We start from the raw sequence: 24958 nt of genomic DNA, 5'->3' as shown, positions 1-24958 counted from the left end.
ATGAAAAAAACAATGAAAACGAAAGCCAGTATGGTGTTAGCGCTTGCTTTAATAAGCGGGATGTCAGCATCCGCTATGGCGGGTAAATGTACCAATGCAACCGACCTGTCATTTGTATCTGGCGTTGGGGACTACAAAATCGACCTCACTAATATGGTAATCAGAGAGTCTTATGATACAAGCGGTTATGAAGTTACATTTGATGGTATTACAGAAGTAAAAATTGGTACCACGACACTGTCACGAGAAAACTGGGCTTGGGGCGATAGCACCGTAAAAGACTATGGAGGGGGAAATCGTGATGTTTTACCTCACCTTTATTTAAAAAGCCTGCCTGAATTTGGCAAACACACTCTTCATATAAAAGCAATGTCGTCATCGGAATCGCCTCAAGATGATTATGACAGTGAACAGGAACATACTTGCACCATGGAGGTCACCTATAAGGAAAAGACCGCCCCTGTTTTTACTAGTATAGACCATAGTAACATCTACAGAAATCAGGCCTTGACGGTACGCTTTGCCGCCAGTGATGGGGGCGGAGATTTGAAGAAGATAGTTATCAAAAAAGGTAATAAGGAAGTTAACAAATGTACTAATTCAGGCACATCTAGCCTCAGTTGCAACAAAAGTTACAAAGCGAATACGCTTTCTTTTGGTGATCACGAATGGGTAGCGTGGGCGACAGACAAATACGGCGTTCTCGCAGTTAAAAGCGTACGTTTACGGGTTTTAGAGCTCAATTCCGCGCCGACTATTTCTGATATCACTATAAAAAATAATAATGAGCTGATGCCTGGTGACGATGCCTTAGTGTCGTTTAGCATCACGGATCCCAATACTCTGTCTTACAATCAGCTGAACCTCGACACCTTTAAAATCAACGGGGTTAGCTACAAGGACAGCGATTATTGCGAGGTCTCGGCGAGCAGCATAAGCTGCGACGAGGTGCCAATCACAGCAACTCCCGACCAGGGCAGCGATCAATTTGCTGTAACTGTCAGTGTCAGTGACAACAAAGACGAAGCGGTGGAAAAAACCGATTCGGTCAGCTTTAATTTTGCCCCCAGTGCCAGTTTGAATGCTTTGCCAGCGGCCGTTTTTAAAGATGAAACCGTGAGTGTCACGGCATCCGCCAGTGATGCCAGTGGTTTGGCACAAATAACGATCTGCCTGAATTCAAAAGGCAGCAGCGAACCATCAGTCAGTGCCTGTGCAAAACAGCTAGAACAATGCAATTTTTCAAATGCACCAGCGACCGGCGACTGTGCCGTTGACTTTTCTTACAATGGCGTGAATGGCCTGGCTAACTCCAATCAGTGGTATGTGTCGGTTCAGGCCAAAGATGCACTGGGTTTAGGGTTAAATACCCCGGTCAACCACCTGCTGGTATTTAAAGATCGTTTCTCTTTTGCGGTATCCGAGCCGCCAGCTGGGTCTTCAAACCCAATTCGGGTAGGCGAGACGGTAACGGCAAAAATTATAGTGGCTGCTTTTTCTGCCAGCTCCGATAGCATCACCAGCCTCAGGCTCGCTAGTAATAATGTTACTCAATCCGTGGATGTGCAGCCGCAGTTGCCGATTACACTGCCACACACAGACTCACAAAACGAAGCCGAGGAAGTGACCCTTACCTGGTCTGCAAATCGGATAGGTGAACAAGAAATTCAGCTGACGCTGACAGACAACACCGGTGCGTCCATTACTAATAAGCTGGGCAATATTGCGGTTGAACATATTGTGCCGCCAACACCTTCTGGCCTCATACTTAAGTCTGGCAGAGTGGAAGGCGGTGTAAAGCTCACACTGGAAGGTTTTACGAATACCAAAGAACTAGAAATAAAAGCGTATCTAAATGATAGTCGTGTTGAGTACGATAGCGAGACCCTAGTCGTCGGTCCTAATGTGTTTAAATTAACCTATGTCCTTAATACAACGCCCGCTCTACATGGTCAGGAGGTGACGTTTAAAGTGACACCGGTCAATTACCTCCCGAATAACCCGAATAGAGTCTTCGGTGATGAGGTAATAGAAGGCCCTGTCCCGATTGCGCATCCAACTGACGAGCCGATCCCTCCGCGTTTTTATGATTATCAACGGCAAGTAGGCGGCAGCTATACATTACGCTGGCCTGACAATGCAGACGGGGTGACTGAATACTACAAAGTAAATACCTGGGCTGGCTTGCCAAGTGATAAAAGCCGTAAACCGAATCAGGTGTCCGGAAAGTTAACCGCGCGGCAGTACACCGTAAGTCAGCCGCAACAGGGTCAGTTTACCTATGAGCTGATCGCGTGTAACAACATGGATGCCTGTACAGCTGGTCAACAGATCACTGTGACTCATATGGCACCCATATTACAGTCTGTGACTGGCGCTGAATGTCCGCAAACAGAATGTGCCTTGCATGTGACCGGCTTGTTCCTGGGTGGGACAGACAGCCGCATAAAGGTCAGGATCCGTACCACGGGCGAACAGGCGCAAGCAACCAGATACAGTGTTCAAAACAATACGGTGACGGCCTGGTTTGACAGTAAAGTTCTGACGGGGCTGGCACAGGGTGGCTTACATGTGTCTGCTACCAATGGTGTATCAAAAGGTGGGACATATCTGCAGAGCATGCTGATCGCGGACGCCACAGGTAGCAGCGGTCAGCCTGATCTGCTCGCTAATCCGATCACCATAAGTGACAACGGATACATGTATGAAGGCATAGATAATGGGGTACAAGTTTACAGCGCATTTAACGACCAGTGGCAAAAGGGCGTTAAGCTTGAACCACAAACCAACAACAGTGGACGCGATGATATTCCTGCCAGAGTGACTGCGAGTCCTTTGGTTGAAAGTATTGCTGACGATGATCATGTTTATTTTGGCTCAGAGAACCATCAGTTTTACAAGTTCCGGCACAGGCCAAAACAGCGCACTGACTCTCTGAGAAAAGTGCAGGACTGGCTGTTTACCACAAAAGGTCCAATTATCGCCACTGCACAATTGGATCAGGACGGCAATTTGTACGTGGGTTCCATGGATAGCAATCTGTATTCACTGGATAAGCAAACGGGCCATGTACAGTGGCAATATGCGTTCCCCGCTGGTATCAATCATCAGGTAGATGTTGCTGCATCAGGACAGATCTATGTTAAAACGGCAGACGGTGAACTGCACGTTATTGACAGAGAAATGATTTCTGCGAATGCGATTAAGTGGCGCGATCTGGGGGTATTACATGACGCCTTCAAAGAGCAGATTGCACAATGGGAAAGTAGCCGCTGGCAGCCCAATCAGGAACATACCCAGCTAGTCGCCCTGACCAAAGCCATGCTGGTGCTGCTGCAGCGCGCACCGAGTAAAGATCAATTAAGCCTGCTGGCATATCTGTATGACAACGGATATTCGTTTAATGAAATTATCAGTGCTCTAATAAACGCCAATCCTGACTTGGCGAATGCCGATGATGTCGTGTTTATCAACACTCTGTTCAAGTATTTCCTGGGTACACTGACTGGCGACGAAATTTTGGGAGGAGGCGATCAGGCATACTGGGTTGCCCAGCTCAGATCAGGTGTTACCCGCGCTGAAGTGTTTATTACACTGCTGGAAGCAGGCGCGGCCAGAAGCCAGTATGATAATGCCACATTCAATTTACTCGACTACTTCTATGACTATTGTCGTGTGGTGAATGACTGCCACTATGACTATGACTCAGACAAAGATGGGTTAAGCGATCAGGTTGAGATTGAGCTAGGGACTAACCCGGTTGATGCGGCTGATGGGATTAGTGCACCGTCGCTTACCCTGAACAACAACGGAGGTGGTACGGTTGAACTGACCATGTCCTCGGATTCGCTTGTTGAGGAATATGAGCTCTATGTGTCACAGCACAATCAGGATTACTACCGGGCCGAGGTTATTCCAGCACAAAGTGCGACAGAAGGGCCAGTAACAGGTGATAGTACCTCTTGGGTAAATGCCTATGACAATGGCGAATATCGCTTTAAGGTTAAAGCCTGTGTCCGTGTGGCCCTGGAAGGAAATCCAAGAGTATTGCATTGTAGTAATAACTTCTCCAATGAGGAGCGAGTGTTGATCAATGACAGCACTCAGACTGCACCAACCAGTATTTCATTGCCATTTGTACAGGCGCAGAATAATGCGCCGTCAATGGATGTGCTGTCAACGCACGCCCGCTTCACCCCAACTATGGGTAGCTTCCGTGTAACTGAGTCAGGGTCGGCGGCCTACAATGTACCGATAGAGTTACCAGTCGGTATTACGGGCGTTAAACCGTCAGTCAGTCTTGATTACAACTCTCAAACGCCCCGTACAAGCATAGCACTGGGCTGGAGTTTAAATGCCTCATCCAGTGTCGCACGCTGTCGCCAGACTTTGGCTCAGGATGGTCAGTTCAAAGGGTTAACCCTGAGTGATGAAGATCGCTTTTGTTTAGACGGTCAGCGCCTGATCAAGCTGGATGTGGATGAATCTATTGACGGCCTTGCGACGATCGCTACCTATGAAACTGAGATTGAGAGTCACCAGACGATTATTTTGACCAACAACCCAGAGACCGGGTTAAATATGTTTGTCGTCATGGGCAAAGACGGTTCATACAAGTACTACGGAGGTACTGAAAACAGTGAAGTACGTATTGTTGATAGCGAAGAACAAGAGCATGTACTGACCTGGATGATCCGAAAGGTAACAGATAACCTGCAAAACGATGAAACTTCCATCAATTACACCTATGCAAAGGAAGCGTCAGATGGACAGAAGCTTGGTAGCAACGAGAAAGTACTGAGTACGATTGAGTATAGCGGCAATACTGTGCAGTTTTCTTACTCTGCAACAGATAGTTACCGCACAAGCTACATTGACGGTGCCAAGCTGACCCAGGCCGCACATCTGGAGGGGATCAGAGTAACTAATCACAACGGCTTTGAGTTAAGTGACTATTCACTGGCATTTAATACTGAGAATAATGGCCTGCGTACACTGAGGAGTATCATGCAGTGTCGTAACCAGATATGTAAACTCCCGGTAGAATTTGACTACACACCGTTTGCCAGTGACATAAAGTACAAATCGTATGCCGAGGTCTTCGCGCCATCAGGGGATAACAAACTGGCAGCCATGACGCTGATCGACGCTCAGGGCGATGGTACTGCAGAAGTCGCTACTCTGGAAAAAATCGGAGATAAACAATACGAACTATGTCTCTGGGAAGGCAATACCTTTGAACCAGCAAGCCAAGTTGCATGTAGTAAAATATCCCGTTATGACAATTCAGACGTGGTGGATATGCAGGCAGTTGATGCCAATGGTGATGGCAAGCAGTCGTTGTGGATCAGCCTGCAAGATAACCACAATGGCAATCACAAAACCAATGCTTACTACTGGACACGCGCGTCTTTAAACTTAGGGTCGATTGAGTGGTCGCCTTTACCTCTATCTGACAGCTATGGGCCATTTATCAAGAACAGCAGGTTTGCTGATTTTAATGGCGATGGTTATGCCGATCTGGTATTCCAGCAAAAAGAAGTGCGTTTGCCTGGTGAGAGTAAGTGGCATGCTAAGTTCAATGATAAAAATGAGATTTTTGTCGCGTTTTACGACCCTGTGACAAACGAATTCTTAGAGCCTCGCGTTGCCAATTCAAATAGACCGGGTGACTACTCGCAGATGACCCAGAAGAATACGCCCTGGTATGCAATGGACGTAAACTTCGATGGATTGGCGGATATTGTGTCGCTTAAGTGTCCTGGTAATAATTGTGATGAAGGTGAAGCAAGCCATATCTATGTCAATGTGAATCAGGGGGTGACCGGGAATGGCAGCTTGAAGATGTTTGATTCGGACCCAGTGACTAATACTGGAGCAAATCATATCGAGCATCTCACGCCCGCGGATGTCAATGGTGATGGGCTAATTGATTTTATTTATCTCAACACGATACGTTATCCCAATGAAGTAAAGGGCTGGCGTGTTCTATTGAACAAGTCGAGTGAGCGTGTTTCGTTCGACTTCTCACATATTGACTGGTCTAAAACGGTTCCACATCGTGAGGGTCTAATAAGCGAAAAAATTGCGCCAATGGTGATGGATGTCAATAAAGACGGCCAAACAGAGCTGTACTTCCCGGTTGAGCATAGCCAGTCAAATTCCCATAGCTGGGTGCAATTTGTGTGGCAAGTTGCGCAAGAACAGTTCGTTAAAACACCAAGTTACACGCCATTTTTGACGCCTTATATGCAATTGGACAAAGGGGATACCGCGTTTTTCAGCGACTACAATCGCGATGGTGTACCTGATCTGATGTTTAGAACCGGTGACAAGGTGCTGGTGAAATTCAACCTGGATCAATCACCTTATGAAGGGTATTTGTCAGGTATCACCCAAGGTTATGGTAACAAGACTCAAATAGACTATGCACTAATGTCTGATAAGGCTGTCTATAAACCTTCTTCATCAGCACATGGAGTACCTCGTTTTGCAGAGGATAAGGAAGATAACAACACATTTAAATCCCAGGGCTTGAAAGTAACGCCTATCAACGGTGGGTCTATGGTGCTGGTATCGCGGGTTGAGACAGATAGCCCAAGTTATACTGATGATACTTTGACAAGCGCTGTTGAATACAGTTATGAAGGAGCACAAGTACAGTTTGGTGGTCGAGGCATGCTTGGCTTTAAAGCCCTGACTACTGTCAATATCAAAGACGGTCAGCAGTTTAGTACAACTACGCGTTATCATCAGGCATTTCCACTAACAGGTATGCCAGCCAGAACCATTAAAGCGTTCAATGGCACGGTGATCAGTAGTGCGGTGAACGACTATTACTTAAAACCCAACCAGCATAATTCAGGGCGAACGTATCGGGTTTATAATCGACTGTCGAAAGAGTGTAGCAGTCGGATCAATATGAATACTGATTCGACAATTGGTTCAAGTCAGTGTTCGAGCACCGAAACCGAGCAGGACGAGTTTGGTAATGTCACTAAAACCGTTTCTCAACAGCTAGTGGATAATCGCGACACGCCCATTGTTGATTTATACAATGATGCAGCCTGGCACGAGATTGACAGCTTAAGCGTGACCAGCCCGTTATCAAGTGTGACGACCAGCAACAATTATGGCGCAACTGACGCCTATAAGAAGCGTGGTCGTCTGGTTTCATCAACGGTTACGCATTCAGCCGATGATACGGCGACTCATACGCTGACGTCAGACTTTACTTATTATGGTGCCAGCCACGCTAATGCGTATATGCTTGAAAGCGAGACGATTGCAAAAGGCAAAGGGTGTGAGTATGAACTGACAACCAGCTATCAATATGATGCCTTGGGTAATCTGTTGCAAAAGAGCACCTCAAACAGTGGGTGTGGCGACGAAGAAAAACAAACCCGGATCACTGAAACCATTTATGATTCAGAGGGCAGATACGCACGGTACTCAAGACAAAAAGCCAGTAAAGAGGAACTGTCAGAGGCAGATACGGAAGCTGATGAAGATGATATAGTTTGGGCAAAGGGCACTGAAGTTAAGGCGCGCAATGTCTTCGGACAGGCAACTGAAGTGTTGTCTGTTAACGGCACAAAGATCACCACTCTATACGATGTATTTGGTTCAAAAATTGGTACCTATAGTGCATCGGGTACGCAAAGCTATCAGTATCTAACTGCCTGTCAGGACAGTGACAAGTGTGTTGCTCAGGTCAATAAAGTTGTCAATGGTGAATTGGTTGAGAAACAATTCATGGACAGAGTGGGGAGGGTTTATAAAACCAGCACTATCACTGTTCTGGGGACCTGGCTTAATGCGAAAGTAGAGCATGATCAGTACGGCCGTGCTCTGATGCAACAGGCGCCGGGGAGTTCTGAAGTGACGTACAACTATGATGTCTTTGACCGTGTAACGTCTACTACAGATAACAATAGTAAGGTGACAACAACCTATATTCAGAATGATCTGGTTAGCACGGTTGAGCTGACTGGTGCTGGTGTCTCTACTGGTAAGCAAACAACCACGACCACCAAGAATGCGCTTGGGCAGATTGAGTTAGTCACCGATGCCAAAGGCAATGTTCTGCAATACACCTATGACAGTCGCGGTAACCAACTGACGGTCGATTCGTCCGCAGACAATATGATTCTGGTCGACAATAGCTACGACTTGCTGGGCCGTAAGGGATCCACAAAAGATGTCGACCGTGGCGATTGGAGCTATGAGTACAATGCGTTTGGAGAGCTAATCAAGCAAACCGATGCGCGTGGCGTTGCAACGCATATTGAGTATGATCTGTTAGGACGCAAAGTTCGTCAGTGGCATACGCAGCCGGACAGCACGAGTGCCAACTCAACCCACATTGAACAGACCGACATTGTGTATGAAGGCGAGAGTCAATGGCACTTTGGTACCCTGGCTGAGAATGTGCACCAGTTACAGTCTGCAACTCAGGGTGATAACTGGGCACAATACTACTACTACGATACCTTTGGGCGTGCAGCCGCAACATTGACGGCGCTGGAAACACAGCACTGTACTGAAGGGGTAGCATTCAACATGCGTCTGAACGATTTACGGATTAAACAAGGTTACAATGATCCGGACACTCCGAGTCCGGACCTCTCTAATCCGCTTTCTTCCAAATGTGTGATCCAACAAATAGCCTATGATGAATTTGGCAGGGTCAGCTATCAGTTTGACGACTATCGCAGGATGGAAAACGGCGAATACATCGATGCCCGGGGAGTGAAAAATACTTACCAGCACGGCCTGATTGCACAAAAACATGAAGCGCGAGAAGGGCAGTACGCTCAGCAATACTATGAGGTACAGTCGCTGAATGCTCGTGGGCAAGTTACCCAGTATAAGAAAGGTAACGCAATCATGGCGGTGTCGTATGACGATGCCGGTATGGTTAAAACCATTGAAAGTACAAACTATCGTCATATTCAGGCTGATTCTTACAGCTTTGATGGCCTGGGCAATTTACTGAGTCGCGCACAGATTGCGTTACCCGAGCAAAATTATGAGTATGATTTGCTGAACAGGGTGACACATATCGAGAATAAGGAATTGTTCAGATACGATGCCAGTGGCAACTTAAGGTCTAAAGCGAACTTTCGCAGTTCCGACTTAAATGGTAGCTGTACAGTGATTAATGAGAAGTGGTCTCAGTATTATGGCCAGGGTGAAGCGCCCAGACATGCCATAACAAGTCGCTCTTACAATAGCGGGGATGTTGATAGCAGCTGCAGTTCAACGCCAGTTATTTTTCCGCCTCCTATTGATCCCATCCTTCCTCCGGGAGATCAACTGTTTAGCGCTGATATTGGCCTGCAATCTGCTTCGGCGGACACAGACAGAACGGTGACAGAACGGTTTGCCTATGACAAAAATGGTAATCAAACCAAGCTGTATATAGACGGTGCTGATTATCGTAGCATTGAGTACACAGCACGAAACAAAGCGGCTAACATCACCGTTGATGGTAAAGTTGTACGCTTTAATTACGATGCGAATAATCGCCGTTATAAGCGCGTAGATGAAAACCAGACCGTCTATTACGTTGGTGCGCTGGAGCTGACCGTAAGCTCCAAGGAAAGCGGCGACAATACGCCATTCATTAAGCGCTATATCGGCAACGATGCGCAACAAAAGTACTTTATGAATGGCAATGGCGCCATACAGTGGATGTTTACCGACCATCAGGGCTCGGTTATTGCAATCGCAAATCGTAACTACGAGTTACTGGCCCGTTATTCCTATGATGTATTTGGTGCCCAAAAGTATGAGGGACCTCAAAACCTGGTTGATGCGCAGAACTTTTCAACGGCGCAGCGTATCTTCGATATGGTATCTGATAACTTCCGTGGTTATACCGGCCATGAACCCGTCAAGATAGGCAATGACAACCGCATCATTCATATGAATGGTCGGATCTATGACTCAAGCACAGGCCGCTTTATGCAGGCGGATCCTGTGGTGCAGGCGCCTACAAACCTTCAAAATTACAATGCGTTTAGTTATGTGTTGAATAATCCGCTGTCATATACGGATCCGAGTGGGTATTTGATCGAATTCTCAAAGCCATTCAAAAAGGTGCTACGAAATGTCATCAGAGCTTCTACAAAGATTTTTGGAGCTACTTTGACCAACATTGTAGGTAATATTGTTTTCTACAAGTTTGCAGGCCCAGCCGGCTCTGCTTACTGGAGCTACAACTTTACTCGCGCTATGGGCGGCTCTTCATCACAGGCATTCAAAGCTGGGGCGATTGCAGCTGTTTCGGCGGAAGCATTCAAGCAGATAGGAGACGCATTTGATGGCACAGGTGGTGCTTTCTGGAAAACTGGTGGTGTGGGCCATGTTGCTACGCATGCAGTCACCGGCGGGATAATATCCGAACTGCAAGGCGGAAAGTTTGGTCATGGTTTTTGGAGTGCCGGGTTTACGAAAGGGCTTGATATTAATGGAATAGTTGGTATCGATCAGGGAGTTGAGTGGGATGCTGCTCGTATTGCAGTGGCAGCTATCGTAGGTGGAACAATATCTGAAATTACAGGTGGTAAGTTTTCTAATGGTGCAACCACCGCCGCTTTTGGTCAAGCGTTTAATGGTAACAGAAGAGCAAGGAGAGAGTACAATCAATTTCAAAGGTTCATAAATGCTCGAGTGAATCAATTAACGAATCAGATAAAGCAACTTGATCCACATTTTACAATGGCAAGAGGTAGAGGCCCCTTAACGATGCAAAACATAAGGCTATTAGAGCAGCACCTAACTGGTCTTAAAGGGGCACCACCTTTGAACTTGACACCTCTTGGTGGGGGCCCTTTGGCGGCATATCGCGCGGCTAGAAGATCACTAAATATACCGATGAATATGAGGCCTACAAGCACATTGCCAAATATAGATAGAAGTGGAAGAACGCAACCTGGTTTTGTAGAAATCTTCCGGATGCCAAATGGTCAAGGAGGGTTCAGAGACCTGTTTATACGATATGACTCAGCCGGTCACTTTCACGGGCCTGGAAATATTCAGAATCAGGGTCCTCACTTTAACACTGGACAGCTAGTAAACGGGAGGCAAATTAATGATGGTGGACATTACGGACATTAATGAGCTATTGGCTCGAAATGAATACAATTGTTATGCTTATGGACAAAGTGTGGAATGGGCCGCCGATTCCAAGGTTAATAGGTACAAGGGTATATGGAAAAAGCTTGATAAAAGCACAGATATTGAGCTAATTGATTTCGCCCTGAACTTGATTGAAACTCAAGCTGAAAATGAAAGTGGGCAGATAAAGACATATGGACTACTTGAGCTGAAAGCTGAATCCTTAATTGATGTGTTGAGAAATATAGGTGGTATTGCTGATTGCTTTGTGTTTTTGACAAAAAGGAGCTTTGATGAAGAAGTGCTAAGAGCTAACGAGCTTTTTAGTGGTTATTTGAGTGATATAGATCTATTTTCACAACAAGAAAAAACAAGAAAATTTGAACTGGCATTATATCAAGACGAATTTTATATATTTCCAATTTATATAAATGGTGAAGCGAAGTTTGAGCTTGTGCATGGAAAGAGGACCTAATCAAGAAGGAAAGTTACAAAGAGGCATATGGACGTTCCAGCGGTGTCAAGCGAGTAGGCCTGCGGGATAGCTAATTTTCGTTGTCCCGTTTGTTGTGTTGCCCGTATAGTTACATGCTAAGTTTCTAAGACATATATGGACGCTCCCGCGATGTCAAGCCGAGTAGGCCTGCGGGATAGCGAATTTTCGCTATCCCGTTCGTTATGTTACCCGTGTTGCCATACCTGATGTTTGGTCCAGTTCGCTATAAATGTGTTGCTCTGACATATATCCGGGTTTGACTGGTTATCCCAAAATTTCAAAGTTACTCACCCTAAACTGGCGCACAGGATGTGCGCCGTCTACCTTTGGGTAATACTCAATGGATTGAGGACAATGGACTATGCCAATGGCAAGGAAGAAACAGGTCAGTTTATCGGATACCAAATATTATCACTGTATTTCCCGGTGTGTTCGTCGAGCATTCTTGTGCGGTGAAGACCGTTTAACGGGTAAGTCGTATGAACATAGAAGGGGTTGGGTAAACGAAAAACGACTGGCTCTGGCCAGGGTGTTCTGCATTGAGGTGTGTGGTTATGCTGTGATGAGCAATCACACACATCTTGTGTTGTATGTGGATGATAAGAAGGCACAAAGGTTATCAGATAAAGCGATAGTGATTCGCTGGCATAAGTTGTTTAAAGGTAACTGGCTGACACAAAAATTCGTTAATAGTGATAAGCTGAGTGAGTCAGAGCGCAGTATGCTGGATACAGACATCAGTGAATTCAGAATACGCCTTGCGAATATCAGCTGGTTTATGCGGGTACTGAAAGAAGACATAGCTCGCAGAGCTAATAAAGAAGAGGGTTGTACGGGTCGGTTTTGGGAAGGGAGATTCAAGTCACAGGCATTACTGGACGAAGCGGTACTGACAGCCTGCATGGCATATATTGACCTGAATTACTTGTTTTTTCCTGTGTATGAGTAGAGTTGGATTAATGTACGATGAATATTGTACAGGATTACGGCTTAATGATTGCTATAAATATTTCTTATCATTCTTTGGTATGGTTTTTATGGTGGGGCTGGAGTCATGGTCGTGTGCGAGAGAAGCAACAGCGTGGGTCTGCGAATCGATGAGTTTGTTGAAAGTGACTAAGAGCGGGTGAGTAATAAGACTGGCAGGTCAATCCAGGTGCATTGCACCTGGTTGATATTGATTAAGCGCGCCTTGGGTAGTCACCGAAAGTACAGATTTGCCAGCCAATGGCTAACACTGGGCTGCGAATATCAAAATCCACATTATCATTATAATCTGAATAAACTTCGGCCTCTACTTCAACCCCTTTAATGGGACTCATGAAATCTGCTTTCTCAAAGTCAGAAGGTGTGAAGAATAGTTGAGCTGGCGATTGCTGTAAGGGGCCTGTTGGTTGTATGGGCGCCATAAAACTTTTGCCTTCAAAATCAGGAAAGAGCGCGTTACCATTGTTCGATACCATAGTAAACCGGGCGACTGCTTTGGCCTTATGTGTGTGAGGGGGTAAATGACGTGGATGGAGTTTGACTCTTTCTCGTCCGGCGAAAGCGCCTAGTGGGTATTCAATCTGCCCACGCCCTTTACCATAGCGTATCGGGCTTCTGCCACGCAGGTCAGGGAGCTCAAAAGTGGTGCGTCCGTCACCGCCATATTTGGTGCCTAGTATCGTGAATAGTGCCTGATTCTGGTTGACTGACACCAAACTACCGTCGCATGGGCCATAACCTTCTACAGTAAAGTCGCCGCCATACGGCATCATGTCACCCAGGTATGCTTCAACAGTCATATTTCTACCTCACAGTTAGATGTTGTTAAAATTGCTACAATAAGCACATCAGATGGATGCAACGCATGGCAGTGCCCGAAGGGGTATGGCAGGCACCAGTCGATTCAATCCTATGTGTTGCCTGTTACTCACAATAAACTCATTGTCTGGCCCACCTACCAAGGCAGGCTATCGGGTGTCGCTTTGTAACCTAAATAATTCGCATCAGGAGGGTCGACTCCTGATGCCTGGTGGTCTAATTAGCCATTATGCGCGGGATGGGAAAAGCCCATTCAAACACACTTGCCAGTTAATCGTGGTAAACGGGCTTAGTAACTCAACATCCTGGCCCAAACCCGTGTTGTCTACTGTGACTGTTGCGTTTTCTATTACTGATTGTACCTGCACTTCTGGACCCTTGATCTCTACCAGTTGCTCTGCTTCAAATGCACTGGGTACAAAGAAGCTCGAATCTTGTGGTTTGCCAAGGTAAGCAGTTGATGTCGGTACAGGGCTGTTGGCATTGTTGGAGGCCACAGATAGGGTGGCCGTCGCCGCACTTGATACGCCGACAGTAGCAGCTGCTGTATGAGAGTGAGCAGGGAGCTGTGCAGTTGTCAGTTGGACTGATTCACTGCCGCCTTTGCTACCTAACGGGTAATTTGATAAGCCTGGTGCTTGCCCTTTGCTGACAGGGCTTCTGCCACGTAAATCTGGCACAGCAAAGGTACTTCTGCCATCGCCACCATAGAATGTGCCCATGATGGCATAGGTTGCTGAGTATTGTGAGATAGAAATGAGTTGCCCACCACACTCCGCGAATTGGCGTACTGCAAAGTTACCTGTAAACGGCATCATTTCACCGATAAATGCGTCGGCAGCCATAACATGCTCTCCCTAAATCATTGTTGTTAATAACGTTATAGTCAAAATCAACCATACCTCATCCCTTTTCAGAAGTATATTACTTTGTATTACAGCACAAACCGACATCATCATCGGCAGGTGTCGGCGGATGCGAGCCGATATACGCTGATGAATAAGCTCAGTTCTGATTAGGGGCGTTGCGGATAGAGGTTGTCTGCACAAATGAGCCAGTTTACAGCCTGAACCGGGTTGCGGATATCAATAGACTCGCTCCGGCCTGTATTATTCAATCCAACGTTTGTCGAGGCAGAAGACTGAACGTCTACATTTATTCCTTTGATCCCAACTGGTTGTGCGGATTCAAATGGGTTAGACACAAAGAAGTTTTGATCCTGTGGTTTGCCAAGGAAAGCGCTGATATTGGGGGCAGGTGTATTTGCGTTATTGTTCGCAACCAACATTGACGACTCCGTGGCGCTAGTGATGGGCGGTACCTGAGCCGATGCGGTATGATTGTGTGTCGGTAAGTGATATTCAGTGAGGGTTTTTTCTTCAATACCCCCAAACATACCGATTTGATAATCATACATTAGGTCGGGGGCTTTTCCGTGGCCAATGAGGCTGCGGCCGCGCAGATCTGGCATGGCAAAGGAGACCCGGCCATCGCCACCATAAAAGGTACTCATTATTGAGTAGAGGGACGTATATTGCCCTATGCTGACAAGCTGGCCGTCACATGCCAGATACTCTCTTACGACAAAATTACCGACAAAGGGCATGAGCTCGCCCGTAAATGCTTCTGTTGACATAAAACAATCCCTAGCGCTTTGATATTAGATACTTACACCAATCTTTATCCTACATTCACGAATGCCGCAAGTATATTACTTTGTATTACAGGGCGTGTGGACATTTGGAGGGTCCCTACAGCTGATGCTCTTCTATATCAATGGCCGCTATTCTGTAGGCTGCTTTGAGCATTACAATGAGCGCAATCACATTAAATACCAAGCTAAAAATGGCTTCAAATGCCATGATATCTATATTAAATGTGCGTAAATACCTGGTAATTTGATCAACAATTTCGATGGCAATACCGATCACGATCAGCATAAAGCCATAGTATTCAGAGGTGGCATTTAGTGCGCTGTGTTGCTCCAGGGTTGGGTCATTTTTACTTTCCAGCATACGTTTGGAGAAGATTTTCCGGCCATCCATGATAGCCCCAAACCCAATCAACAAAATGGTGATGGTCGATTCGTTTTCAATGACTTTCTGATAGCCATGCTGATCCATGTGCCCCAGCAAATAGCGAATGTCTTCCGCGGTGATGCTACCAACCAGCAGGCTGATCAATACAAGAGGAAACAGTAAAAATCCCCGGTTGAGTACAACCGCATAAATAAGCTGTCGGGTTTTGGTCATAGTCCTGAGTAATTTGTTGTGAAAATGGAAATTATCTGACCTGTTGTAGCTTGTGCGCAGTGCCACGCACAAGCTCAGTGCTGGTTACACTGACTGGGCTGTCAGCAACGCCAGCTGTATCATCTCCTCAAAAGAAGATTGTCTGGCATCGCTGCTCAAATGGGTATCTTGAGTGATATGGTCCGCGACGGTGAGTACCGTCAGCGCCCTGGCACCATATTGTGCTGCCACACCATATAGTCCGGCGGCTTCCATTTCTACACCCAGGATCCCCATGGTATCCATCAGGTCAAACATGTCTGGCTGAGGAGTATAAAACAGGTCAGATGAAAATACATTGCCAACTTGTACTTTTAGTGCAAGCTCGCTGGCTGATTTCACGCAGGCATTGAGCAGGTTGAAATCGGCGATGGCAGCAAAATCATGATCTTTAAAGCGCAGGCGATTTACTTTGGAGTCGGTGCAGGCACCCATAGCGACTATGATATCCCTGAGCTGTACCTGCTCGGAGACCGCACCACAACTGCCGACACGGATCAGGTTTTGGACACCGTATTCCGTGATAAGCTCTTTGGCATAGATAGAACAGCTGGGGATCCCCATGCCCGTGCCCATCACTGATATTCTGTGGCCTTGATAGTGGCCGGTGTAACCTAGCATGTTACGCACTGTATTGACGATTTTGACGTCTGTCAGAAAGTGCTCGGCAATAAACTTTGCCCGCAATGGGTCGCCGGGAAGCAGCACGGTATCTGCAAACGCATCAGCAGCTGCATTGATATGCACGGTGGTGTGGTGGTTGTCATGGGCCATTAGTATGCTCCTTCTGGCTTAACATCCGAGCCACTCAAAGTGGCAAGCACATCGCTGAGCAGGGCAGATGCACCAAATCGGAAGTGCTGCTTGCTAATCCAGTCAGATCCCATGATAAGTCTGGCTTGTGCCAGATAGTCGCAGGCATCGGCGACGGTGCGCACACCACCGGCCGCCTTAAATCCGACCTCTTTACCACAGTGTTTAATTGCAGTGAGCATAATTTCGGCTGCGTCGAGCGTGGCATTCACAGCCACTTTACCTGTACTGGTTTTGATAAAGTCGGCGCCAGCGTCTATGGATATTTTCGATGCCCGGGCAATAAGCGCAGGTGCAGCGAGCTCACCGGACTCAATGATCACTTTAAGTTTGACATGGTCGGGACATGCCTGTTTACACTGCTGAACCAGCTGGTATCCAACTTCCGGATCGCCTGCCATGAGTGCTCTGTAGGGGAAAACCACATCGACTTCATCGGCGCCGAGTGCAATGGCTGTACGAGTTTGTTCAACTGCTGCATTAATGTCCTTATTGCCGTGCGGAAAGTTACTGACAGTGGCAATCTTGATACTCGTATCCAGATGCTGTCTGGCCAGCGGAATAAACTGCGGATAGATACAGATGGCAGCCACGGAACCAAGCTCTGAACTGGCCTGCTGACAGAGCCGAATAATATCCTCGTCGCTTTCTGTACCAGTCAGGCTGGTCAAATCCATACAGTTGAGCGCCAGCTGAGCTGCTTCTTTGAGTGTTGTTATTGACATAGGAGACTCCTTTTGTGCTGCCGATATAATGTGGTCGGGCAGCAAAGAACCACTTCCCAAATGGTCGAGGAGGGCGCGCTGGTGGGCATAGCTCACTCGACAATTGGGGACTCGAGTGGACTTGGTTCCGTGAAGACTTGTACGTTGTGTTCAAGATAATTCCATTTAATCACCAGGAGATTGTCTGACAGTTGGCTGCCATTTTCCAGCCCTAAGATGCGGTTACTTGATATGGCGCAAGGTTGTTAGCCGACAGGCAACATATCCGAGAGTAACAGGGCGATCCCCAAAAATGACATAAAACCAGCAATGTCGGTGATGGTTGTCAGTACAATGGAAGATGATTGTGCAGGGTCGAGGCCAAACTTCTTCAACGCTATGGGCACAATGGCACCGGCACTGCCTGCGATCACCAAAGAGCAGATCAAGGCCAGCGCAATCACCAGGGCTAACCCAACCGACTGACTCCAGATATAAACCCCAATGGCGCAGGTCAGCGCAATGGCCAGGCCGTTGAGTAATCCGGTCAGCATCTCTTTGAGCATCACCTGATACCACTGTCTTGTGGAGATTTCTCTAAGCGTTAAACCACGCATAGTGACAGCCAGCGCCTGGGCACCGGCATTGCCCGATTGTCCGGCGGCAACTGGCAGCAAAATCGCGAGCGCGGTCACCTGGGCGATAAGCCCTTCAAACGCACCAACTACCGCCGCCGCAGCAAAGGCAGTGAGCAAATTTATTTGTAACCAGGGTAGGCGTTTTTTGACTGCAAACCAGCTGCTGGAGAGGGCCTTTTCATCTTTACTGGCACCTACCATGGTTTGCATATCGCTGACGAGCTCTTCTTTGGTAGACTGGTACACATCAAAAAAGCGGATCTGACCAACCAGCTGCTTTTGTGCATCTAATACTGGTAAGGCCCGGGCCCGCAGACCTTCAAACAATTCCACGACAGTGTCCTTATGGTCCATCACATCCAGCTTGCCCTTTATTGGGGCTGCCAGCGTTCCAAGCGTTTGATTTCCAGAGCTGGCAAGTAACTGATTGAGCGTGAGCTCACCGATCAGAGCCTGGTCCGGGCCGAGCACATAAAGTACATCGGCAATCTTGCTTTTGAGCTTTTTCAACTGGCTCAGGGTCTCATGCACGCTGGTATCGGCATAAAACGCCTGAATTGAACGGTCCATCATTCTGGCGGCGGTGTTTGGAGGGTAGATCAGCAGTTCCTTGAGTTCGCTGGCCAAGTCTGGGTGTTGCGTTTCGAGCTCGCCGAGCAGTACTGAGCGCTTGCTATCATCGAGCGTTGCAAGCATGCTGACTGCAACATTGGCATCTAGCTGGCGCAGCAGGTTTATACTCAGTGGCAGCGCCATGACCTTGAAAAGTGAATTGGCGCTGCCCGGCGGAATATACTTCCAGAGTTTAACGACAATATACAAGGGCTGCTCATGCAACAGGCGGGCAGCTTCCTCGGGGGTCAGCTGGCTTATCAATTGAGCGCCTTTGCGAGGGTAGGCATTTAAAAAGGCGGTACCCAGTTTCTCAATGGCGGCGTCGAATTGTTCATTGCTGGCATGCATAAACACTTTCCTTCAGGGTTTTTCTGGGACCAATAAGTCGAGCACATTGGCAAACGAGCTGGCATAGGCATCGAGCAAGTCACTGCTCACCAGAGGGGCAATTTGCTCCACCTCATGGTGCTTCAGAGCGCGGCGCACGCGGTAGTGTTGTAATGTGCCGATAAACCCTTGTTTGCGGTTGACCACCGCAACCTGATCTTGTCGCTCCCAGACGCTGGCAGACAAGGCGCTGCCCAGCTCAGTGTAGCCGCTCAGGCAGGGCACCTGTTTATCCATAAAGTCGGCAACAGGTTGCCCGCCAGAGCGACACAGGAGTTCATATATAGAAACCTGACCGGCAATCTGACGTTGGTAGTTAACCACGTAGAGTCGCGCCGGGCCTCGATAGGCACGTTTTTTCAGACGCAGCATGGCATCTTCTACAGACATTTTGTCGTCCAGCGTCAGCACATCGGTTTCGACCCAGGCACCCACGGTGTAGTCGGGGTAGCTGATCAGCATCCGGCACATAGTTTGTTTTTTCAGTGGCAGCAGTGCCAGGTATGTGTCAGTCGAGTGCTGTGATACATGGCGCAGGATCGCTGCAATGTCTGTCAGATTAAGTAATTGTAGCCAGCGGGCTTGTTGCACTTGCTCCAGGTTAGGCAGGAGCTGAGCGGTATAACTTGGGTGCATTGCCTTAAGTACTGCGCCCACTTCGTGATCTTTCAGAGTGCACAGAATACTGGTGACCACTTCAGGGGCTTGCAACTCAAGTCGCCGGGCTGCTGCGCGGGGTTCTTGTTGCATAAAATGCTGGGCGAGCTTGAGGTGTAAAGTCGACATACTCAGCCTTATTATTTGTGTTCGGTCGTCTGTGTGGTTGTGATATGGCTATTGTGTTTGAGAAACACGCTGGCGGGGATCAGCACACGTCCCTGATCGGATTCAATGACCAGCATAGTAGCCGTGATTTCAGTTAATCTGCCACGCACGCCGGCGATGTCTATATCATCATTAATTCGGCAATGGCGCTGTGCCTGTCTGGCCGCAACCGTGTTCGCAATTATTTCCTGACTGCCGAGACCAAATGCCAGCGCGACGCCAAAACACAGCATGCCTGTAACGACGATAACCAGGTTGGTGACAAAGTGCACATTGATCCCCAGTTGCTCTACCCCTATTACTATGGCGGTAAAAAGAATTACAAAATGGGCAATGCGGGTGGCTGCTTCTGTGTGGGCAAAGCCAATAGAATGCGCACTGGCTTTAATCATTGAACTGATAAGCCCCGCCAGCAAGTAACCGGCAACCATGATCAGAATACCGGTGATCAGGTTTGGCAAGTAAGCAAAGAGTGCAGCAGCAGAGTCAGTAAATAAACTTAAGCCCAGGCTGGAGGTAGCTGCAGTGGCGAAAAACAGCAATGTCAGCCAAAAAACACTTCGACAAATGACCTTTATATGTCGGGAAGAAAGCTGCACCTGCCTGGGTTGCTGTGTCTTTTGCTGGATACTGGTAAGTGCCTTGTTGAGTACTCGCAGTAGTGTGAGTGCCAGCTTGCTGAGTAACCAGGCACAGGCCCAACCGAGCAGGAGTATAATGGCGGCAACGAAAAGTTGAGGAAGCAGGCTAAAAAAGTAATTTTTCAGCTGCTCAAAACCGATATATGCACTGCTTTGCCAGTCAAAAAGCGCAGAGCTATCAGCCATGACTGGTCCTGAATAAAAAAGTTAGAAAAGTTATCAACATCGCGGTCCATCCGGTTTACCAACCTGGAAGTTGTCAATTATGAGAGCGGGTTGGCCTTTAAGTTTCTGGTTAAAGTGTTGTATTGAAAACGGGGTTTGTCCAGCAAGTGAGGGTGAAATAAAAAAGCCACTGTGAACACAGCGGCTTTAAAAATCCTTGGTGGCGGCGTTTTTTTACAATACCGCTTCGATTCGTTTTTGGATCCCGTCTGCATCCAGGCCCATTTCGGTATGCATCTGGTCTTGCGTACCATGCTTGATGAATTCATCCGGAATACCGAGGTGCAAAATGGGTTTGAGGATCTGCGCAGCGGCCAGATGCTCGCTGACCGCACTGCCTGCGCCGCCTGCAATGGCATTGTCTTCCAATGTCACCAGCAGGTCATGCTCAGCTGCCAGCTTAGTAACCATGTCGCTATCAAGTGGCTTCACAAAGCGCATATCAACTAAAGTTGCATCCAGCGCCTCTGCGACCGGTTTTGCATTGTGCAGCAAGGTACCAAAGTTAAGAATGGCGACTTTTTTGCCGGTGCGCAGCAGGTTAGCTTTGCCCACCTCCAGCTCAGTCATCTGTGCTTCAATCTCTGCGTCACCAGCTGAACCTCTTGGGTAGCGTACCGCGGCTGGTTGCTGCAGACGGTGACCGGTGTAAAGCATCTGGCGGCATTCATTCAGGTCGCTCGGGGCCATAATCACCATATTGGGAATACAGCGCATAAAGCTCAAATCGTAAGCGCCCTGGTGCGTTTCGCCATCGGCACCCACAATCCCGGCGCGGTCTATGGCAAACAGTACCGGCAGGTTTTGCAATGCGACATCGTGGATCAGCTGATCGTAACCCCGTTGTAAAAAGCTGGAGTAAATGGCCACCACCGGGTTTAAGCCTTCACAGGCAAAACCGGCGCCTAAGGTTACGGCATGTTGCTCAGCAATCGCGACATCAAAGTATTGGCTAGGGTGCTCTTTTGAAAAACGCACCATGCCAGAGCCTTCACGCATAGCCGGGGTAATAGCCATTAGCTTGCTGTCTTGCTCTGCCATATCACATAGCCAGTCGCCAAAGACTTTCGAGAAGGTTGGCGCGCTTGGCTTGGACTTAGGTAAGCTGTGCACAGAAGGGTCGAACTTAGGCACGCCATGGTAGCCAATCGGGTCGGCTTCCGCAGGTTGATAGCCTTTCCCTTTTTGGGTTTTTACGTGCAGCAGCTGAGGGCCTTTGAGGTTACGCATGTTTCTGAGCGTATCGACCAGCATATTGACATCATGGCCATCGATAGGGCCAATGTAGTTAAAGCCCAATTCTTCGAAGAAGGTACCCGGTATCACCATGCCCTTGAGGTGTTCTTCAACCTTGCTGGCCAGCTCTTTTACTGGAGGCACTCCAGAGAGTAGCTTTTTGCCGCCTTCGCGGATATTGGTGTAGAAACTACCTGACAGAATGCGTGCGAAGTGATTATTTAATGCCCCCACGTTTTCAGAAATAGACATCTCGTTGTCGTTGAGGATCACGAGCATATCTGATTTCACATCACCGGCGTGGTTCATCGCCTCAAATGCCATACCTGCGGTCATGGCACCATCACCAATCACTGCAACGACTTTGCGGCCTTGTTGCTCTTTTTCAGCGGCAATGGCCATGGCCAGCGCTGCCGAGATGGAGGTACTGGAGTGGCCAACACTGAAGGTGTCGTACTCGCTCTCTTCACGGAATGGGAAAGGGTGCAGACCGTCTTTTTGACGAATGGTATGCATCTTGTCACGACGACCTGTGAGTATTTTATGCGGGTAAGCCTGATGGCCAACATCCCAGACTAAACGGTCTTCGGGGGTATTGTAGACATAGTGCAGCGCTACAGTAAGCTCTACTGTACCTAGACCAGAGGCAAGGTGACCACTACTTTGCGAGACCGAGTTTAACAGATAGTCACGCAGTTCATTACTGAACTCGGTCAGTTTGTGTTGTGGCAAAGTGCGCAGCTGCTCTGGCTGCTCTATCAATGCCATAAGGGGATACTTGCTGTTATCAAGACTCATATTGATTATGTTATCCTGGGCAGAGTTTGCTGACTTAGCTGTCACCTTTGTCTGCCATTAAATTTATAAATTTTGTTCCTGGTGCTCAGCCAAACTGGCAGACCACTGATGGCCCTTGTCTTCAAGGCACTTGCTGCAATGCACCACAGTATATCTTAACTAGTTATTAATTTAGCGACTTATCAGTCGATTGCTAGTCTGTTTCCAACCTTTAGTGGTCTCTGGAGATGATATAATCTGCAAGCAAAGCCAGAGCTTGTGTGTCTGCATCAATATCTTGTAATGCCCGCTTTGCTTCATCAACCAGTACTTGTGCTTTTTGCTTTGCGCCTGACAAACCCAGTAGTGCAGGATACGTAGATTTATTGTGTTCCAGATCAGACCCCTGCGGCTTGCCTAGCACCTCTGTATTGCCTTCTATATCCAGAATGTCGTCCTGAACCTGAAATGCCAGACCAATATTTTTGCCATATTCACGTAATCGGGCAAGTGTGTGTGGCGACACATCGGGTGCACACAGCGCGCCGAGCTCAATGGCACAAGTGAGTAGCGCACCCGTTTTTAAGCGGTGGATACGCTCAAGTTCATCCAGGCTGACTGATTTGTCGGTTGCGGCTAAATCCAGCGCCTGGCCTCCCACCATACCCTGTAAGCCAGAAGCCTTGGCAAGTGTATGGATCATGGCAATCTGATTCTTTGCCGGTACTGAGAACGCGTGTCCGGATAACAACTCAAATGCCAGCGTCTGCAATGCATCACCCGCCAAAATAGCCTGTGCTTCATCAAAGGCGATGTGGCAGGTCGGTTTGCCGCGACGTAAGTCATCATCGTCCATTGCAGGTAAATCGTCGTGGACCAGTGAGTAGCTATGAATACATTCAACCGCAGCAGCTGCAATATCCAGATCACGAGGCGCAGCCCCAAAAATCTGGCCTGCCGTGTAAACCAGAAACGGGCGTAATCGCTTACCGCCATTACTAATGCTGTAGCGCGTAGCTGCTATGGCGGTGCCATCACTGTCCAGTTCCTGTGCAAAGTAGCTGGCCACGGTTTTGTCTACCTGGGCTCTGGCTTGGGCAAGTTGTGCTTGTAAATCCACCGTTTATTGTTCCAGCTCGTCTGTAAACTCGTTCAGTGGGCTTTGTTCATCATTGCCCAGTAAAATTGCGACTTTCTGTTCAGCCTGCTGCAGCTTTTGTGAGGAAGCATTAGCTAACTTGATGCCCCGCTCAAACTGTTTGAGTGATTGTTCGAGGGTCAATTCGCCGCGTTCCATGTCCTGTACTATGCCTTCAAGCTCGCCAACAGCTTCTTCAAAGCTCATGTTTTCCGGTTTTTTTGTCGCCATGTGCAATATTCACTTTGAGCTAAATTAAAAAACGCCTAATTTTATGAGTATTACAGATTGAGGTCAAAGATCTCTCGGACTTTTTGCGTTATATAGTCTTCGGGAATTGCCAATGGCATATGAATTCGCATTTTCAAGGCAATTTAATATAATTGAGTTAAGTTATTGCAAAACTGGCCGATAACTCTGTCGATAATAATAACTGCGTGATAGATAACGGGTAATTTCCTTTGGAGGGTGTGTGGATTTAGCAACCGTGATTGGGATCTTAGGGGCCATTGGCTTGATTGTGATGTCCATGGTACTTAGTAGTGATGGCCAGATTGCCATGTTTTACAACACTCCATCAGTGGTTATTGTGTTTGGTGGCTCGATATTTATCGTGCTGTCTAACTTTACCATGAGCCAGTTTTTTGGCATTGGTAAGGTGGCCGGTAAGGCCTTTATGTTCAAGCTGGAAACACCTGAAGAGTTAATTGAAAAAGCAGTTGAACTGGCTGATTCAGCGCGTAAAGGTGGATTTCTGGCGTTAGAAGAGGCGGAGATCCCCAACTCTTTTATGCGCAAGGGCGTGGATATGCTGGTGGATGGCCACGATGCTGATGTTGTCAGAGCGACGTTACAAAAAGACATTGCATTGACCTCTACTCGCCACGAGATGGGCGCTGGGTTGTTTAAATCCTTAGCGGATATCGCCCCTGCCATGGGTATGATTGGCACCCTGATTGGTCTGGTCGCTATGTTATCGAACATGGATGACCCCAAGGCAATCGGACCAGCTATGGCCGTTGCATTATTGACCACTTTATACGGTGCGTTTCTGGCGAATGTAGTCGCCATTCCTATTCAGGTAAAACTGGAACTGCGTAAAGACGAGGAAGAGCGTAATCAACGATTGATCCTGGATGCTATTTTGGGCATACAGGATGGCCAAAACCCGAAAGTGATTGAAGGTATTCTGAAAAACTATCTGCCTGAGTCTAAACGAGGTGGCGAGGCCGAGGAGTAGTT

Annotated in this window: 15 protein-coding genes and 1 pseudogene; 4 read left to right on the top strand and 12 right to left on the bottom strand. The window is 47.7% G+C overall.

The window, feature by feature from the left end; translation table 11 throughout:
• The 3 genes and pseudogenes from CWB99_RS07935 to CWB99_RS07925 all read left to right on the top strand — a co-directional run.
• Positions 1–11124, top strand: coding sequence for a SpvB/TcaC N-terminal domain-containing protein (locus CWB99_RS07935; RefSeq protein ID WP_138550379.1), 11124 nt, complete (start codon positions 1–3; stop codon positions 11122–11124).
• A complete protein-coding gene (locus CWB99_RS07930; RefSeq protein WP_138550378.1) occupies positions 11099–11599 on the top strand; it encodes a hypothetical protein in 501 nt (166 codons plus the stop codon). Before CWB99_RS07935 ends, CWB99_RS07930 begins: the two co-directional genes overlap by 26 nt.
• A gap of 382 nt (positions 11600–11981) precedes the next feature.
• Positions 11982–12542 (top strand): annotated as a pseudogene (locus CWB99_RS07925) (transposase); the annotation flags it as partial.
• A gap of 259 nt (positions 12543–12801) precedes the next feature.
• Here the strand turns inward: CWB99_RS07925 and CWB99_RS07920 are convergent.
• The 12 genes from CWB99_RS07920 to xseB form a co-directional block, all read right to left on the bottom strand.
• Positions 12802–13407: a phage tail protein gene (locus CWB99_RS07920; protein ID WP_138550377.1), complete on the bottom strand. Its 606-nt coding sequence runs from the start codon at positions 13405–13407 to the stop codon at positions 12802–12804.
• A gap of 246 nt (positions 13408–13653) precedes the next feature.
• Entirely contained in the window at positions 13654–14271 is a 618-nt protein-coding gene (locus CWB99_RS07915) for a phage tail protein (RefSeq protein ID WP_138550376.1), read from the bottom strand.
• Between the two features lie 170 nt (positions 14272–14441).
• Complete coding sequence (locus CWB99_RS07910; protein WP_138550375.1) at positions 14442–15062, bottom strand: phage tail protein; 621 nt, start codon at positions 15060–15062, stop codon at positions 14442–14444.
• A gap of 115 nt (positions 15063–15177) precedes the next feature.
• On the bottom strand, positions 15178–15678 hold the full coding sequence (locus CWB99_RS07905; protein WP_138550374.1) for a hypothetical protein: 501 nt from the start codon (positions 15676–15678) through the stop codon (positions 15178–15180).
• 84 nt (positions 15679–15762) lie between these two features.
• Complete coding sequence (gene deoD, locus CWB99_RS07900) at positions 15763–16491, bottom strand: purine-nucleoside phosphorylase (protein ID WP_138550373.1); 729 nt, start codon at positions 16489–16491, stop codon at positions 15763–15765.
• Positions 16491–17249, bottom strand: a complete 759-nt coding sequence (gene deoC / locus CWB99_RS07895; protein ID WP_138550500.1) for a deoxyribose-phosphate aldolase — start codon at positions 17247–17249, stop codon at positions 16491–16493. The genes deoD and deoC overlap by 1 nt, the downstream gene beginning before the upstream one ends.
• A gap of 251 nt (positions 17250–17500) precedes the next feature.
• Positions 17501–18835 carry a magnesium transporter gene (locus CWB99_RS07890; RefSeq protein ID WP_138550372.1) on the bottom strand — a complete coding sequence of 445 codons (1335 nt, stop codon included), beginning with the start codon at positions 18833–18835 and terminating at the stop codon, positions 17501–17503.
• A 12-nt stretch (positions 18836–18847) separates the two neighbouring features.
• Positions 18848–19660, bottom strand: a complete 813-nt coding sequence (locus CWB99_RS07885) for a magnesium transporter MgtE N-terminal domain-containing protein (protein WP_138550371.1) — start codon at positions 19658–19660, stop codon at positions 18848–18850.
• Positions 19661–19671: 11 nt separating this feature from the next.
• Positions 19672–20526 carry a mechanosensitive ion channel family protein gene (locus CWB99_RS07880; protein ID WP_138550370.1) on the bottom strand — a complete coding sequence of 285 codons (855 nt, stop codon included), beginning with the start codon at positions 20524–20526 and terminating at the stop codon, positions 19672–19674.
• Positions 20527–20739: 213 nt separating this feature from the next.
• Entirely contained in the window at positions 20740–22599 is a 1860-nt protein-coding gene (gene dxs / locus CWB99_RS07875; protein ID WP_138550369.1) for a 1-deoxy-D-xylulose-5-phosphate synthase, read from the bottom strand.
• 211 nt (positions 22600–22810) lie between these two features.
• The gene (gene ispA / locus CWB99_RS07870) at positions 22811–23698 is read right to left on the bottom strand and encodes a (2E,6E)-farnesyl diphosphate synthase (RefSeq protein ID WP_138550368.1); all 888 of its coding nucleotides are present in this window, start codon (positions 23696–23698) and stop codon (positions 22811–22813) included.
• Positions 23699–23701: 3 nt separating this feature from the next.
• Entirely contained in the window at positions 23702–23947 is a 246-nt protein-coding gene (gene xseB / locus CWB99_RS07865; RefSeq protein ID WP_138550367.1) for an exodeoxyribonuclease VII small subunit, read from the bottom strand.
• Positions 23948–24188: 241 nt separating this feature from the next.
• Here xseB and pomA point away from each other — a divergent pair, with 241 nt between their 5' ends.
• Complete coding sequence (gene pomA / locus CWB99_RS07860) at positions 24189–24956, top strand: flagellar motor protein PomA (RefSeq protein WP_138543906.1); 768 nt, start codon at positions 24189–24191, stop codon at positions 24954–24956.
• Positions 24957–24958 lie beyond the last annotated feature (2 nt).

This window comes from Pseudoalteromonas rubra, assembly GCF_005887095.1.
Classification (GTDB): domain Bacteria; phylum Pseudomonadota; class Gammaproteobacteria; order Enterobacterales; family Alteromonadaceae; genus Pseudoalteromonas; species Pseudoalteromonas rubra_E.
This window is presented reverse-complemented; position numbering and strand designations above follow the sequence as displayed.